This window comes from Streptomyces sp. NBC_00859, assembly GCF_045161865.1.
Lineage (GTDB): Bacteria > Actinomycetota > Actinomycetes > Streptomycetales > Streptomycetaceae > Streptomyces.
On record NZ_CP108826.1, the window covers coordinates 2120748 to 2136284 of the forward strand.

General features: G+C 70.9%; 11 protein-coding genes. 4 read left to right on the top strand and 7 right to left on the bottom strand.

All coding sequences use genetic code 11. The annotated features are described in order from the left end of the window. Positions 1–84 precede the first annotated feature (84 nt). Positions 85–1512 (bottom strand): proline--tRNA ligase, encoded by a 1428-nt coding sequence (proS, locus tag OG584_RS08705; RefSeq protein ID WP_405776711.1) that lies wholly within the window; start codon positions 1510–1512, stop codon positions 85–87. Positions 1513–1733: 221 nt separating this feature from the next. Between proS and OG584_RS08710 the strand changes: the two genes are divergently transcribed. Continuing rightward, positions 1734–2576, top strand: a complete 843-nt coding sequence (locus OG584_RS08710) for a methyltransferase domain-containing protein (protein ID WP_405776713.1) — start codon at positions 1734–1736, stop codon at positions 2574–2576. A gap of 90 nt (positions 2577–2666) precedes the next feature. Here OG584_RS08710 and ffh read toward each other — a convergent pair whose 3' ends face one another. The 5 genes from ffh to OG584_RS08735 all read right to left on the bottom strand — a co-directional run bounded on the left by ffh (position 2667) and on the right by OG584_RS08735 (position 10353). After that, complete coding sequence (gene ffh / locus OG584_RS08715) at positions 2667–4208, bottom strand: signal recognition particle protein (RefSeq protein ID WP_405776715.1); 1542 nt, start codon at positions 4206–4208, stop codon at positions 2667–2669. Positions 4209–4398: 190 nt separating this feature from the next. Next, positions 4399–6864: a [protein-PII] uridylyltransferase gene (locus OG584_RS08720; protein WP_405776717.1), complete on the bottom strand. Its 2466-nt coding sequence runs from the start codon at positions 6862–6864 to the stop codon at positions 4399–4401. 24 nt (positions 6865–6888) lie between these two features. Continuing rightward, positions 6889–7227: a P-II family nitrogen regulator gene (locus tag OG584_RS08725; protein WP_405776719.1), complete on the bottom strand. Its 339-nt coding sequence runs from the start codon at positions 7225–7227 to the stop codon at positions 6889–6891. Continuing rightward, entirely contained in the window at positions 7224–8567 is a 1344-nt protein-coding gene (locus tag OG584_RS08730; protein WP_405776721.1) for an ammonium transporter, read from the bottom strand. The genes OG584_RS08725 and OG584_RS08730 overlap by 4 nt, the downstream gene beginning before the upstream one ends. Before the next feature lie 307 nt (positions 8568–8874). Next, positions 8875–10353 carry a hypothetical protein gene (locus OG584_RS08735; protein ID WP_405776723.1) on the bottom strand — a complete coding sequence of 493 codons (1479 nt, stop codon included), beginning with the start codon at positions 10351–10353 and terminating at the stop codon, positions 8875–8877. A gap of 428 nt (positions 10354–10781) precedes the next feature. Between OG584_RS08735 and OG584_RS08740 the strand changes: the two genes are divergently transcribed. Next, positions 10782–11438 (top strand): bifunctional DNA primase/polymerase, encoded by a 657-nt coding sequence (locus tag OG584_RS08740; RefSeq protein WP_405776725.1) that lies wholly within the window; start codon positions 10782–10784, stop codon positions 11436–11438. 166 nt (positions 11439–11604) lie between these two features. Here OG584_RS08740 and ftsY read toward each other — a convergent pair whose 3' ends face one another. Next, entirely contained in the window at positions 11605–12825 is a 1221-nt protein-coding gene (gene ftsY / locus OG584_RS08745) for a signal recognition particle-docking protein FtsY (protein WP_405776727.1), read from the bottom strand. 193 nt (positions 12826–13018) lie between these two features. Here ftsY and OG584_RS08750 point away from each other — a divergent pair, with 193 nt between their 5' ends. Both OG584_RS08750 and OG584_RS08755 read left to right on the top strand, forming a co-directional pair. After that, positions 13019–14488 carry a purine-cytosine permease family protein gene (locus tag OG584_RS08750; RefSeq protein ID WP_405776729.1) on the top strand — a complete coding sequence of 490 codons (1470 nt, stop codon included), beginning with the start codon at positions 13019–13021 and terminating at the stop codon, positions 14486–14488. Between the two features lie 61 nt (positions 14489–14549). Beyond that, positions 14550–15527 carry an LLM class flavin-dependent oxidoreductase gene (locus tag OG584_RS08755; RefSeq protein WP_405776731.1) on the top strand — a complete coding sequence of 326 codons (978 nt, stop codon included), beginning with the start codon at positions 14550–14552 and terminating at the stop codon, positions 15525–15527. The last annotated feature ends 10 nt before the right edge of the window (positions 15528–15537 follow it).

Genomic DNA, 15537 nt, shown 5'->3' on the forward strand with positions numbered 1-15537 from the left:
GGGTTGCACCCCGCCTCCCGGCGCGCAAGGGGCGTTTTCGGCCGATTAACCGGCCGCCTGTCGTCCACCGCGCCGGACAGCCGCTCAGTAGGCGCGCGCGACCAGGGCGACGCTACCGGGGGCGTCGTCCGACTCCGGCACCGACCCGTCCTCGGCGACCAGACACCGCACGGACGCCGAGTGTGCGGCGAGTGCGGCCTCGCCCTCGGGGCCGAGGCGGGCCCACGGGATGCGGGCCCAGCCGCCCGCGGCCGCCGCTTCGGCGGCCTCGCCGACCGTACGCACATCGCTGGTGCGGGCCTCACGGCGCTCCCGTGACTCCCGCAGCAGCTGGTTCTGCGCCTCTTCGAGCACCCCGGGCACCAGCCCGGCCAGCTCGTCGGACCGGACGGACACCTTGCCCGCGGGGCCACCCGGCGCCACCACCCGGCGGACCAGCACCGCGGTTCCCTCCGCCAGATCGCGCGGGCCGATCTCGATCCGTACCGGAACGCCCTTGAGCTCCCAGTCGACGGCTCGGCGGCCGAAGGGGATGTCGGTGCGGTCGTCGACGTGGACCCTGATGCCCGCCGCGCCCAGCCGCGCGCCGACCTCGCGGGCCTTGGCCACGGCCTCGTCCCCCTTGATGGCGACGACCACGGCCTGCACGGCCGCCAGCCGCGGGGGCACCCGCAGCCCGCTGTCGTCACCGTGCGACATGATCAGCCCACCGACCAGCCGGGTCGTGGCACCCCAGGACGTCTGCCAGACCAGCTCCTGGGTGCCGTCCTTCGACAGGTACTCGGTGTGGAAGGCCTTGGCGAAGTTGGTGCCGAGTTCATGGCTCGTGCCCATCTGGAGGGCCTTGCCGTCACCCATCATGGCTTCGAGCGTCAGGGTGTTGATGGCGCCCGCGAACCGCTCCGCTGCGGTCTTGCGGCCGAGTACGACATCGATCCCGAGGACATTGACCATGAAATCCGCGTAGACGTGCCGGTGGATGTACGCAGCGTAGTCATGAGCCTCCTCGCGGGCGGCGTGCGCGGTGTGTCCCTCCTGCCACAGGAATTCCGTGGTGCGCAGGAACACCCTCGGACGCATCTCCCAACGGACCACGTTCGCCCACTGATTGATGAGGAGCGGCAGATCGCGATAGCTCTGCACCCATTTCGAGAAGTATTCGTTGACGATCGTCTCGGATGTGGGCCGCACGACCACCGGCTCTTCGAGCTCCTTGCCACCGGCGTGGGTGACCAGCGCGAGCTCCGGAGCGAATCCCTCGACATGCTCAGCTTCGCGAGTCAGGTAAGACTGGGGGATGAAGAGCGGGAAGTAGGCGTTCTGAGCGCCCGCTGCCTTGATGCGGGCGTCCAGCTCCTGCTGCATCCGCTCCCACAGCCCGTAGCCGTACGGGCGGATGACCATGGTGCCCCGCACCGGGCCGTTGTCCGCCAGTTCGGCTTTGTTGATCAGATCCTGGTACCAGCGGGGAAAATCGTCCGCCCGGGGCGTGAGAACGGGAGCCTTTGCCATGGCGCGAATGGTACGGCGACTGCCTCCGGGAACGTGAATCATTTTCGCGCCCCGGAGGCGCACAGCCAGGACGCATATTCCGGGAACGCAAGCATTGCCTCACGCCCCCTGGACTTGGGCGCCGATGCGGAGTTCTCTGGCAACGGGACAGTGCGCGCACATCTGCACGGGGGTTTGCAAACAGTTCACAACTGATCTCTCGGCGAATTGGGGCGCTTTCGATGTCATCAACGCTCGTCCGGAACCACCGGTCCGTGACTGCGACTCCCACTGAGGAAGCGGTCACGCGTGCCCGCGACTGGGCCGAGATCCAGGAGCGGATGCTGGTACCGCTCTACGAAGCGGTCTACAAGAGGCTGGACGCCGGCAGCGCGACCCGGCTGCTGGGCATCGGCTGCGGCTCGGGCCTCGCCCTGCTCATAGCCGCCGCCCGCGGCGCGAGCGTCACCGGTGTGGACACGCACGCCGAACGGATCGCGCTGGCCCGCGAGCGGCTCCAGCCGGAGGCGGCCGACGGCACAGCGGGCGCGCGGCGCGGCAGTACCCATCTCGTGCACGGTGGCCCGGCCGACGCGTCCGGCGCCATGGCGGCGCCGTACAACCTGCTGACCGCTTTCGACCCGATGGGGTGTGTCACGGGTGACACGGATGGGCTACAGCCCGCCGTCGAGGACGCGGTGCCGCTGATGGAGCGCGGCAGCGCGGTGGTCCTGACCGGCTGGGGGCCGCCCGAGCGCTGCGCGACGTCGGCCGTGCTGCGGGTCGCCACCCGGCTGGCCGACGCGGTCCGCCATCCGCGCAGGGACGACCTGGAGGAGGTCGCGGCGCGGGCGGGTCTGAAGCTCGACGGGTCCGGCCGGGTGGCCTGCCCGTTCGGCTACGCGGACCTGAAGAGCGCGGTGCGGGGACTCCTGTCGACCGGCCTGTTCGACGCGGCGATACGGGCGACGGACCGGGACCAGGTGAAGAAGGAGGTCGCCGAGGCGCTCCACCCCCATCTGCGGCGCGACGGCACGGTGTGGATGCCGAACGTCTTCCGTTACGTGGTCGCCCGCACCGCCTGACCCGTCCGACAGCGCGGAAGCGGCCCGCACCCCCTCAGTGATCGAAGGGGTGCGGGCCGCTTCCGCGTGTGTACCGGTCCGGCGGTGCGGTCAGCCCATGAACTTCTTGAACTCGTCGGGGAGCTCGAAGTTCTGCGGCGGCTCCTCACCGGCCGGCAGACCGGGAGCGCCCTGCTCGCGGCGGGCGGCCGCGGCCTCCTCCTCAGCCTTGCGCTTCATCGGGTTACCGCTCTTGCGCTTGCCCTTGGCCTGCTTCTGCTGCTTCTTCTGCCGGCCGGGGCCGCCACCCATGCCCGGCATGCCCGGCATCCCCGGCATGCCACCGCCCTGGGCCATCCGCGACATCATCTTGCGCGCCTCGAAGAACCGCTCCACCAGGCTCTTCACGGCGCTGACCTCGACGCCCGAGCCCTTGGCGACCCGGGCCCGGCGTGAGCCGTTGATGATGGTCGGGTCCTGGCGCTCGGCCGGGGTCATCGACTTGATGATCGCGGCGGTGCGGTCCACGTCCCGCTCGTCGATGTTGTTGATCTGTTCCTTCATCTGCCCCATACCGGGGAGCATGCCGAGCAGCTTGGAGATGCTGCCCATCTTCCTGACCTGCTCCATCTGGGCCAGGAAGTCGTCGAGCGTGAAGTCCTTGCCCTTGCTGCTGGCCAGCTTGGAGGCCATCTGCTCGGCCTCGGCCTGGCTGAAGGTCTGCTCGGCCTTCTCGATCAGGCTGAGCATGTCGCCCATGCCGAGGATCCGGGACGCCATGCGGTCCGGGTGGAACGTGTCGAACTCGTCCAGCTTCTCGCCGTTCGAGGCGAACATGATCTGCCGGCCGGTGACATGGGCGATCGAGAGGGCCGCTCCGCCCCGGGCGTCGCCGTCGAGCTTGGAGAGCACCACCCCGTCGAAGCCGACTCCGTCGCGGAAGGCCTCAGCCGTGTTGACCGCGTCCTGACCGATCATCGCGTCGACGACGAAGAGGACCTCGTCCGGGCTGACCGCGTCGCGGATGTCCGCGGCCTGCTGCATCAGCTCCTGGTCGATGCCCAGACGGCCCGCGGTGTCGACCACGACGACGTCGTACTGCTTGGACTTGGCGAACTCGATCGAGTCCTCGGCGACCTTGACCGGGTCGCCCACGCCGTTGCCGGGCTCGGGGGCGAACACGGCGACGCCCGCGCGGTCGGCGACCACGCTCAGCTGGTTGACGGCGTTGGGGCGCTGGAGGTCGCAGGCCACCAGCAGCGGGGTGTGGCCCTGGCCCTTCAGCCAGAGGCCCAGCTTTCCGGCGAGGGTCGTCTTGCCCGCGCCCTGGAGCCCCGCGAGCATGATCACGGTGGGCGGCTGCTTGGCGAAGCGCAGGCGGCGGGTCTCGCCACCGAGGATGCCGATGAGCTCCTCGTTGACGATCTTGATGACCTGCTGGGCCGGGTTCAGCGCCTGGGAGACCTCGGCGCCGGCCGCACGCTCCTTGATCTGCTTGATGAAGGCACGGACGACGGGCAGCGCGACGTCCGCCTCGAGCAGAGCGATACGGATTTCGCGCGCGGTGGCATCGATGTCCGCCTCGCTGAGGCGCCCTTTGCCCCGGAGGTTCTTGAAAGTCGCGGCAAGGCGGTCGGAGAGGGTATCGAACACGGCGGTCGCGGATCCTCGGGTCGGGGGCGGGCGGACGGTTGGACCCCAGGGTATCCGGACGTGGCGGGTCGGGTCTGCCCCTGCCCCCGACAGGGATGCCGGCAGAGGCCGCCGGACCGGAGAACGGACCCCTCTCCGGCCGCCCGCGGCGCCCGGATCCCGGGTGGGGCCGCTGCGGGCGCCACCCGGCTCAGCCCCGCAACTCCGCCTCCAGCTCCCTGGCCAGACCGGCTGCCGCGTCCGCCGGGAGCGGCTGCCCGTCCTGGTCCGTCACATAGAACGCGTCCACGGCGTTGGCCCCCAGTGTGGAGACGTGTGCGCTGCGCACCGCGACGGCGGCCGTCTCCAGCGCCCGTCCGATCCGGTACAGCAGCCCGGGGGCGTCCTGGGCGCGGACCTCGATCACTGTGGCCAGCCGCGAGCCGGTGGGGGCCACCTTCACGCGTGGCGGCGGCGCCTGGATGCCGCGGCGGCGCGGGTAGGCCGCCTCCCGCTCGGCCAGCCTGGCCCGGACGTCCAGTGAGCCGTCCAGCGCCCTCACGAGATCCGCGCGCAGCCGCACGGCCTGCGGGAGTGATCCGTACTCGGCCGCCACCCGCCAGGTCAGCAGCAGCACGGCCGCCTCGCGGCCCAGCTCCGTGGGGAGCTCCACTGCGCGCAGATCGGCCGCGCGTACCGTGAGCCGGTGCAGGGCCAGGACGCCGGCCACCGCGGGCAGCACGCCGGGCCGGTCGGGGAGCGCGATGAGCAGTTCCACGCCCACCGGCTCCGGGGCGCCGTCCTCCTGCGGTTCCTCGGTCCTGGCGTGCAGGGCCAGCACCGGCCCGCCGGTGCGCAGCGCCTCGACGGCCAGCCGCTCGTGCTCGGCGCCCGGCGCACCGGGCTCCGGCTCGTCGGGTGCCTCGCCGGCCAGTACCGCGGCGACCCGTCCGGTCAGGTCGTCCACCAGCGACGCCCGCCACGACGACCAGGCCGCGGGGCCCGTCGCCAGCGCGTCGGCCTCGGTCAGCGCGTGCAGCAGTTCCAGCGTGGCGGTGGACTTCACCGCATCCGCGACCGTACTCACGGTCGCCGGGTCGTCCAGGTCGCGCCGGGTGGCGGTCTCGACGAGCAGCAGGTGGTGGCGTACGAGGGTGGCGAGCACCTCGGCGTCCGCGTGGTCGAAGCCGATGCGGGCCGCCACGTCCCGGGCGATGACTTCGCCCGCCACCGAGTGGTCGCCCGGCCAGCCCTTGCCGATGTCGTGCAGCAGGGCGGCGACGAGCAGCAGGTCGGGGCGGCTCACCCTGCGGGTCAGTGACGAAGCCCGCACGGCGGTCTCGACGAGATGGCGGTCGACGGTCCAGGTGTGCACGGGGTTGCGCTGGGGCCTGCACCGCACTCGCTCCCAGTCCGGCAGCAGCCCGGTGATCAGCCCCTCGGCCTCCAGAGCCTCCCAGACCGGCACCGTGGACTCCCCCGCGCCGAGCAGGGTGACCAGCTGTTCGCGCGCCTCGGCGGGCCAGGGCGCCGGCAGCGGCCTGGTGCCTCCCGCGAGCCTGCGCACGGCGTGCAGGGAGATCGGCAGCCCGGCCTGTGCCGCCGCGGCGGCCGCCCGCAACGGCAGCACGGGGTCGCGCTCGGGGCGGGCGGTGCGGGCCAGCACCACCTCGCCCTCCAGTTCCACCACGCCTTCCGCCAGCGGGGTCCGCTCGGCCGCCGCTGTCCTGCCGCCGCCAGCGCCGAGCAGGGCGCGCAGCCGCGGGCGGGCGGAGCGTGCGCGCAGCACCCGGTTGACCTCGCGCCAGGTGACGTCGCCCGCGTACGAGACGGTGCGGGCGGCTTCGTACACCTCGCGCAGCAGCACATCGGCGTCCAGCAGCCCGAGTTCGGCGGCGACCTGGTCCTGTTCCTGGAGTGCGAGGCGGTCGGTGGCGCGCCCGGTGACCAGGTGCAGAGCGTCCCGTGCGTCGAGGAGCCGCCTGCGGGCTCCGTCGAGACCCGCGCGGGGCGCGTCGGCCAGCCAGGACGCGGCGACGGCGCGCAGCGCGGTGGTGTCCCGCAGTCCGCCCCTGGCCTCCTTGATGTCCGGTTCGAGGAGGAACTGAAGCTCCCCCTGGCGCTCTGCTCGCTCCTGGCACAGTTCGTACAGCTCCGGCAGCCGTTTCGGCGCCTGGTTGCGCCAGTCGGCGAGCACGGAGGTCCGCAGCCCGGTGGTGAGCCCCAGGTCACCGGCTACGTGCCGGGCGTCGAGGAGGCCGAGCTGGACCTTGAGGTCGTCGCCCGCCGTCTTGCGCGCCTCCCCCGGTGTCCTCACGGAGTGGTCGAGGTCGAGCCCCAGGTCCCACACCGGGTACCAGACCCGGTCGGCGAGCGAGGCGATGGCGCCCGGGTCCGCCTTTCCGTCGTGCAGCAGGAGCAGGTCCAGGTCGCTGCGCGGTGACAGCTCGCCGCGCCCGTACCCGCCGACCGCCACCAGGGCCGCACCGCGCACCCCGGCGGCCTCGGCGGCCGATGTGAAGAGCGCGCTCGTCCACGCGTCGGTCAGCCGGGCGAGGGCGGACCGGCGCGGCGGTCCGGGCTGCGCCTTCTCCTGGAGGAGGCGCAGCCGGGCCGCCGCGTAACCGCTGGGTCCCGGGTCATCCGCCTGACCGGTCAGTTCGTCGGCACTCGTCACCCGGCAGTTCCCGTCTCTCGTCGTTCAGAGCGCGTCAGGGCCGCGTTCGCCGGTCCTGACCCGGATCGCTGTCTCGACCGGGACGCTCCAGACCTTGCCGTCACCGATCTTGCCCGTCCTGGCCGCTTTGACCACCACATCGAGGAGCTGATCGGCATCCGCGTCCTCGACGAGGACCTCGATCCGGATCTTGGGCACCAGGTCCACGGTGTACTCGGCGCCGCGGTAGACCTCGGTGTGGCCGCGCTGGCGCCCGTATCCGCTGGCCTCCGTGACGGTGAGGCCCTGGACTCCGAAGGTCTGGAGCGCCTCCTTGATCTCGTCGAGGCGATGGGGCTTGACGACCGCGGTGATGAGTTTCATACGTCCACCTTCTTGTTCGCTGGGCCCGCCGGTCCGCCGGCGGCGGGCGGGACTGTCCGCGAGCCGCCGCCCGCTCCGCTGAAGTCGTATGCCGTCTCGGCGTGCTCGTCCTGGTCGATGCCTGTGACCTCGACGTCCTCGGTGACCCGCATCCCCATGGCCCTGTCGATCAGGAAGGCCAGGGCTGCCGACACGACCAGCGAGTAGCCGAGGACCGAGAAGACCCCGATGGCCTGGATACCGAGCTGGTGGAAGCCGCCGCCGTAGAAGACGCCCGCCACGTCGGACTGCACCCCGCCGGTCGCGAAGAACCCGATGAGCAGGGAGCCGACGATGCCGCCGACCATGTGGACCCCGACGACGTCGAGCGAGTCGTCGATGCCGAAGCGGTACTTGAGGCCGACGGCCATGGCGCACAGCACACCGGCGATGGCGCCGACCGCGATCGCGCCGAGCGGGCTGACCGCGCCGCCGGACGGGGTGATGGCGACCAGGCCCGCCACCGCGCCGGAGGCCGCGCCGAGTGTGGTGAAGGAGCCGTGGCGAAGCTTCTCGTACGCCAGCCAGGCCAGCATCGCGGCGGCTGTGGCGACCTGCGTGTTGACGAACATGACGGCGCCGACGCCGTCGTCGTTGCCCAGCCATGATCCGGCGTTGAAGCCGAACCAGCCGAACCACAGGAGGGCCGCGCCGAGCATCACCAGCGGAAGGCTGTGCGGGCGCATCGGGTCCTTCTTGAATCCGACGCGCTTGCCGATCACCAGGATCACGCCGAGAGCCGCGGCGCCGGCGTTGATGTGGACCGCGGTACCGCCGGCGAAGTCGATGACGCCCTTCTTGAAGAGCCAGCCGTCGGAGGCCCAGACCCAGTGCGCGACCGGGAAGTAGACGACGGTGACCCAGCCGACGATGAACAGCGCCCAGGCCGTGAACTTCACACGGTCGGCGAGCGCGCCGCTGATCAGCGCCGGGGTGATGATCGCGAACATCAGCTGGAAGACGGCGAAGACGTAGACCGGGATGGTGTAGCCGGGCCACAGCTCGGTCAGTCCGATGCCGCTGAGTCCGAAGTAGTCCTTGGACCAGCCGAAGAAGCCGTTGCCGGAGCCGAAGGCGACGCTGAATCCGTAGAGCACCCAGAGGATCGTGACGATCCCGAGGCTGATGAAGCTCATCATCAGCATGTTCAGGGTGGATTTGACCCGGACCATGCCTCCGTAGAAGAAGGCCAGACCCGGTGTCATGATCATCACCAGGGCGGAGCAGATCAGCATGAAACCGGTGTTGGCGGAGGACAGTTTCGGAGCTGCTGCAGCAAGAGTCATGATGCCTGCGGGCATCGGCGTCTCCTCGTCGTCGGTGCGGCCACGTGCGGGCGAGCTGTGGGGAGCGGCGGGAAAGCGGGCCGGTTATGCGCCAGAGACTGGCGCAGCGCGGTTTCCGCCGATGCTGCCCGGTGTTTCACCGCAGTGACGAAGAGGTGGCGCGTGTTACGCCCGGATGAAGCACGGGATCACCCCCGTCGGTCCGGGTCCGCCCCGCGGACGACGCAGACCGGCCACGGCAGCCACCCTGATGACCTGGCGTGGGGGAGCCGAGTCGGGCATCACGGGGTGAGCTGTCGTGGCCGGGGCCTTGGGGTGCGGATCAGACCGCTTCGGCGGTCTCGGGGAGCTGCTCGGCGAGACGTTCGGTGAGGTCGATGACCGCGGGGACGTCGCCGAAGTTCCTGACCGCCGTGTCGACGGTCTTGCGGAGCCTGGTGTTGACGCGCTCCGAGCGGACGCGCTTGGCGATGTGCAGCGCCTGGGTGGCGAACGAGGTGGACTGCTCCGGTTCCCTCTTCAGCAGGTGCACGGTGGCCATGCCGACGAGGTTCAGGGCGTACGAACGCTGGTGCTCCTCGTCCTTGCCGAAGAGCGCGACCGCGTTGTCGAGGACCGGCTCGGCGAGCGAGGCGTAGGTGGGGCTGCGGCCGGCCACGTAGGCGAGATCGCGGAACGAGTGGCCGTTCTCGCCGTTCAGTTCGGCCTCGGAGAAGAAGCGGATCCAGTCGGGCTCGGGCTCACCGTCGACGCCCGCGTCGGAGAAGGTGTCCTCGGCCATCCGTACGGCTCGTTTGCACCTGCTCGGCTGGCCCATGTTGGCGTAGGCGCGGGCCTCCATCGCATACAGCATCGCCTGAGTGCGGGGGGTGGCGCACTCCCGGCTGCCGTACTGCGCGAGATGGACCAGTTCCAGTGCGTCGTCGGGCCGGCCGAGATGGATCATCTGCCGGCTCATGGAGGAGAGGATGTACGAGCCGAGTGGCTTGTCGCCGGCCTCCTTGGCCGCGTGCAGGGCGAGCACGAAGTACTTCTGGGCGGTGGGCTGGAGACCTACGTCGTAGCTCATCCACCCGGCCAGCTCGGCCAGTTCGGCGGCGCAGCGGAACAGCCGCTTCGACGTGGCGCCCGGCTGCGGCTCCTGCAGCAGGTCGGTGACCTCGTGCAGCTGGCCGACGACCGCCTTGCGCCGCAGCCCGCCGCCGCACTGGGCGTCCCACTGGCGGAACATCGCGGTGGTGGACTCCAGGAGTTCGAGCTCGGGCGGCGAGAGTCTCGAAGGGCGCCGCGCGTGGTCGGCGAGGTCCTCGGCGGCGGGCTCAGCGGCCGGTGCGGGCACCAGCCAGCGCTGCATCGGCTCGATGAGCGTCGGCCCCGCGGCCAGTGCGAGCGAGCTGCCGAGGAAGCCGCGCCGGGCGAGCATCAGGTCGCTGCGGGAGAACTCGCTGAGCAGCGAGACCGTCTGCGGGCCGGCCCAGGGCATGTCGACACCGGACACCGAGGGCGACTGGTGCGCCGCGCGCAGCCCCAGGTCCTCGATGGCGACCACACTGCCGAACCGTTCGGAGAAGAGCTCCGAGAGGATGCGCGGGATCGGCTCACGCGGGTTCTCACCGTCGAGCCACCGCCGCACTCGCGAGGTGTCGGTGCTGATGTGGTGGGCGCCCATCTGCCGTGCCCGGCGGTTCACCTGGCGGGCCAGTTCGCCCTTCGACCAGCCGCTGCGTACGAACCAGGAGCCGAGCCGCTCGTTCGGGCGCTTCCCGGCACCTGTTTCGTCGCCGTCGCCACTGCCGACCACTGGAACGCCCCCATCCCGCTGAAGCCTCATTACGCCAACGCATATCAGATTGCCGCGAGTTGAGGTTCTCTGTCCGGCGCTTGCGCCTCTTCGAACAGAAAACCGGCTTGCCCCCGGCATACCCGCGAGTGCATCCGTCCCGAGGGTTCGTGCACTGAAAGTAATCCTACGATCACGCACCCGGCGAGGGCGATCCCGGAAACGCCACCATTCGCCACCCCTTCGAATGAACGCGCCTGGCGCCGCGCGCGATTCACTTGACACTCGGCGATAAGGGTCAGGCGGAGCGGTGCGCGCCGGGGCGTGCGATTCACTTCGCACCACCCCCGACGTCACTCCACGCCACCGATACCCAGGCGTTTGCGACACAGGGTGACGGAGAGACTCCAGGTCGTAACCACCGGTGCGCACGACCCGTTGGAGGGGGCATGGGCTTCACTATCGGCGGCATCCGGGACATCCGCTCCGCCACCCGGCGTCGCGGCCGCACATCGGAGTGCACGACAGCGGCCGAGTTCACCGGCCTCTGGGGCTGGGACGTGGTCCCTGGCGCGCGGGCGGCCGCGGGCGACTGCTCCTGCGGCGACTCCGCCTGCGCCTCGCCCGGCGCCCATCCGCTCGGGTTCGCGCCCGAGGTACCCGCGGGGGCCACCCTCGACGAAGCGGCGAGAGCCTGGTCCCTGACACCGGGCGCCTCGGTGCTGCTGCCGGTCGGCCGCTGCTTCGACATCATCGACGTGGCCGAGCCGGCGGGGCGCACAGCCCTGGTCCGGATGGAGCGGATGGGGCTTCCACTGGGACCGGTCAGCGCCACCCCGGACGGCCGGGCCCAGTTCTTCGTCGCCCCGGGGGCCGCACGCGAACTTCCGGAGCTGCTCTACCGGATGGGCTGGGACGACGCGGATCTCGATCTGCACTGCCTCGGCCCCGGCGAGCACATCACCGCCCCGCCGTCGAATCACGCGGGGCTGGGCCCGGCCCGCTGGCTGCGCCCCCCGTCTCTGGAGACGACGGGCGGCCTGCCCCAGGCGCGGCTGCTGCTCGGCACCCTCGCGTACATCTGCCACCGCCACCTGCCCGCCTGACGGACGCGTCCGGAAGCCGCGGCGCGGACCACGGCCCCCGCGCCGGCCGGCGCCGGCGCGGGACAGCGCGAAGGGCCCCGCCGCGTCTGCACTGTGCGGCGGGGCCCTTCGCATTGCCTCCGGTCAGCAGCCGGGACCACCGGTCTGCGTCAGCGGGAGGCGGGGTTCACTCCCCGACGAGCGCGTCCACGAACGCCTCGGGTTCGAAGGGGGCCAGGTCGTCCGGGCCCTCACCGAGGCCGACCAGCTTGACCGGTACGCCCAGTTCACGCTGGACAGCGATCACGATGCCGCCCTTGGCCGTGCCGTCCAGCTTGGTCAGCACGATGCCGGTGATGGACACCACCTCGGCGAACACCCGCGCCTGCACCAGGCCGTTCTGCCCGGTCGTGGCATCCAGGACCAGCAGCACCTCGTCCATCGGCCCGTGCTTCTCCACGACCCGCTTGACCTTGCCGAGCTCGTCCATCAGACCGGTCTTGGTGTGCAGCCGCCCGGCGGTGTCGATGAGGACGACATCGGCGCCCTCCTTGATGCCCTCCTTCACCGCGTCGAAGGCGATCGACGCGGGGTCGCCGCCCTCGGGGCCGCGTACCGTCCGCGCCCCGACCCGTTCGCCCCAGGTCTGGAGCTGGTCGGCGGCTGCGGCCCGGAAGGTGTCGGCCGCGCCGAGCACCACGCTGCGGCCGTCGGCCACCAGCACCCGGGCGAGCTTGCCCGTGGTGGTGGTCTTGCCGGTCCCGTTGACCCCGACGACCATGACGACGCCCGGGGTCTCCAGACCGCCCTCGGTCTTGACCTCCCGGTCGAACTCCGTGCCGACCAGGTTCAGCAGTTCCTCGCGCAACAGGGTGCGCAGATCCTGCGGTGTGCGGGTGCCGAGCACCCTGACCCGCTCACGCAGCCGCTCGACCAGCTCCTGGGTGGGTGCGACCCCGACATCCGCCGTGAGCAGGGTGTCCTCGATCTCCTCCCAGGTCTCCTCGTCGAGGTTGTCGCGCGACAGCAGGGTGAGCAGTCCCTTGCCGAGCGAGTTCTGCGAGCGGGCCAGCCGGGCGCGCAGCCGTACGAGACGGCCCTCGGTCGGTTCCGGGATCTCGATCTGCGGGGCGACGGGCTCCGCGACGACCGGGTCCTCGACGGCGGCAGGGGCTCCCGCCGCCTCGTCGGCGGGCGGGAGATCCACCTCCTCGATGGTGCGGCGCGACTCGTCGCGCGGTGGGGCAGCGTCCTCGCCGACCTGGGGTTCGGCGGGCGGCGCTGTGATGGTCGGCGCACTCGGCGGTGCCGTGGGCAGCTGCTTCTTCTTGCGGCTGCTGACCACGAGCCCGCTGATCGCGCCGACAGCGACCAGGGCGATGACTACAGCAAGGATCACGATTTCCATAACCCCCCCAGTATCAGCCACGGCTCAGCGTTCGTTCACAGCCCGGCCGTACAAGCCTTCGTCGGAACGCACAAGGGACTAAATCCTCTATTTGAAATTTTCACCGCCGCCCTACCATGATGTCGCTATCTACGCGCGTCACATCGCCTTCCCCCTCGTCCCCAACTCCCCTCACACGTGCACGGAGTACCCCATGCCACACGCCTCCGACGTCGAAGGCGCGGTGGAAACCCGCGGTCTCGAACCCGTCCCGGACAACGAACGCAAAGGCCGTGTCCGCGACCTGATCCCGACCTGGGTCGCCGCCAACATCAGTGTGCTGCTGCTCGCGATGGGCGCGAGCCTGGTCGTCGCCGACAAGCTGAACTTCTGGCAGGCACTGATCGCCGCCTTCGTGGCCCCGGTGATCAGTTACGGCCTTGTCGGCTTCATCAGCATCGCGGGCAAGCGCGGCGGCGCCCCCGGCATGGCACTGTCCCGTTCGGTCTTCGGTCAGCGCGGCAATCTGCTGCCCGGTTCACTGATCTGGATCGCCCGCTGGGGCTGGGAGACGATCAACGCGGTCACCGGTGCGTACGCGCTCCTGACCGTCCTCGACATCTGTTTCGGCATCCACAGCAGCACCCCGCTGATCGTCGTGACCCTGCTGCTCTTCGTCGCCGCGACGTTCCTGATCTCAGGGCTCGGCATCAACGCGCTGCACCTGTGCAACAAGTGGTCCACGTATCTCTTCGGGATCTTCTCCGTCCTGGTGCTGGTCTATCTGATCGCCGACACCGACTGGTCGGCCGTCTTCGCCAAGCCGGCCGGTACCACCGCGTCCCTCATCGCGGGTATAGGCCTGATCGCGGCGGGCGGCCTCAGCTGGGTCCCGTCCGGGCCGGACTTCGCGCGGTACCTGCCGCGGCGCTCCTCCGGCGGCGGCATGATCGGTGCCTCGATCGGCGGCGCCGGCATCGTCGTCCTGCCGATGGTGCTGATGGGCGCCGTGATGGCGGTCTCCACCCCCGACCTCGCGAACGCCTCCGACCCGGTCTCCTTCCTGGGCAAGGTCCTGCCGATGTGGATCGCGGTGCCGTATCTGCTGATCGCCGTGGTCGGCATGGTGCTCATCAACGCGATGTCGATGTACTCGGCCGGCTTCACCGCGCTGACGCTCGGCATCAAGGTGCCGCGCGCCTGGGCGGTCTCGGTGAACGCCGTGATCAGTGTGGTGCTCGGACTGATCCTGATGCTGGCCGCGACAAGCTTCCTCGGCTCATTCGTCGCGTTCCTCTCGCTGCTCGCGGTGGCCTTCTCCGCCTGGATCGGGGTATTCGGCGCGGACATGCTGCTCGGACGCACATACGATCCGGTGGCCCTGATGGACACCACGCGGACGAGCGCCTACTGGTACCGGGGCGGGTTCAGCCCCGCCGCCGTCGTCGCCTGGCTCGCCGCACTGGTCACCGGGATGCTGTTCACCACGGCGGGCACCGCGGACTCCGCGTGGTTCAGCGGCCCGTTCGCGGACAGCTGGCTCGGGCGCAACGGCCTCGGCTGGGTGGTCACCATCCTGGTCTCGGCCGCGCTCTACGCCCTGCTCCCGAAGCCGAAGCCGCGGGCCGGCGCCGCGGGGCAGGGCCCGGACCAGGACCGTGAGCCCACGGCCCTACCTATCTGACGCTACGTCAGCTACCGTCCCCCTTCGCCAGCTCCCACCCGGCGAAGGGGGACTTCCCGTCATGGCCTTCACAGTCGTCAGGTTCAATCTCGTCGACCCGCGGGCGACCCCCGAGTCGCTCTCCGCCCGCTACCGCACCGCCCTGGAGATGGCCGCGTACGCGGACGACCGTGGTGTCGACACCGTGCAGACGGAGGAGCACCACGGCACCGGCAACAACTGGCTGCCCTCCCCCTTCGTCTTCGCGGGGTCCGTCTTCGGGGCCACCCGCCGGATCGCGGTCACCGTCTCGGCGATCATCGGGCCGCTCTACGACCCGCTGCGCCTCGCGGAGGACATCGCGGTCCTCGACCTGATCGGCGCGGGCCGGCTGGTGACGGTGGCGGGCATCGGCTACCGGCCCGAGGAGTACGCGCAGCAGGGAGTCGAGTGGACCCGGCGCGGCAGACTCCAGGACGAGCTGCTCGAAACCCTGCTCGCGGCGTGGACCGGCGAGCCGTTCGAGTACCGGGGGCGTACCGTCCGGGTCACCCCGGCCCCGTACACCCGGCCCCACCCGCTGCTGCTCGTCGGCGGTTCCTCCAGGGCGGCCGCCCGCCGGGCGGCCCGTCTCGGACTGCCGCTGTTCCCCAGTGCGCATCTGCCGGAACTGGAGACCTACTACCACCAGCAGCGCGCGGAGTTCGGGACGGAGGGCTTCTGCATGATGCCACCCGCCGAGACCCCGCTGCTGCACGTCGCCGAGGACCCCGACCGGGTCTGGGCCGAGTACGGCGACTGCTTCCTGCACGAGGCCCGGACGTACTCGTCCTGGCAGTCCGCGGACATCCGCTCCGCGGTCCGTTCGGGCGCGGAGACCGTGGACGGGCTGCGCGCGGAGGGCATCTACCGGGTCGTCACACCGGACGAGTGCGTGACGCTCGCCGAAGGCGTGGGGAGCCTCGTGCTGCATCCGCTGTGCGGCGGAATTCCGGTCGCCGAGGGATGGCGCAGTCTTCGTCTCTTCGCGGAAAGCGTGCTGCCCCGGCTCAAGGGCTGAGCCGGGGCGG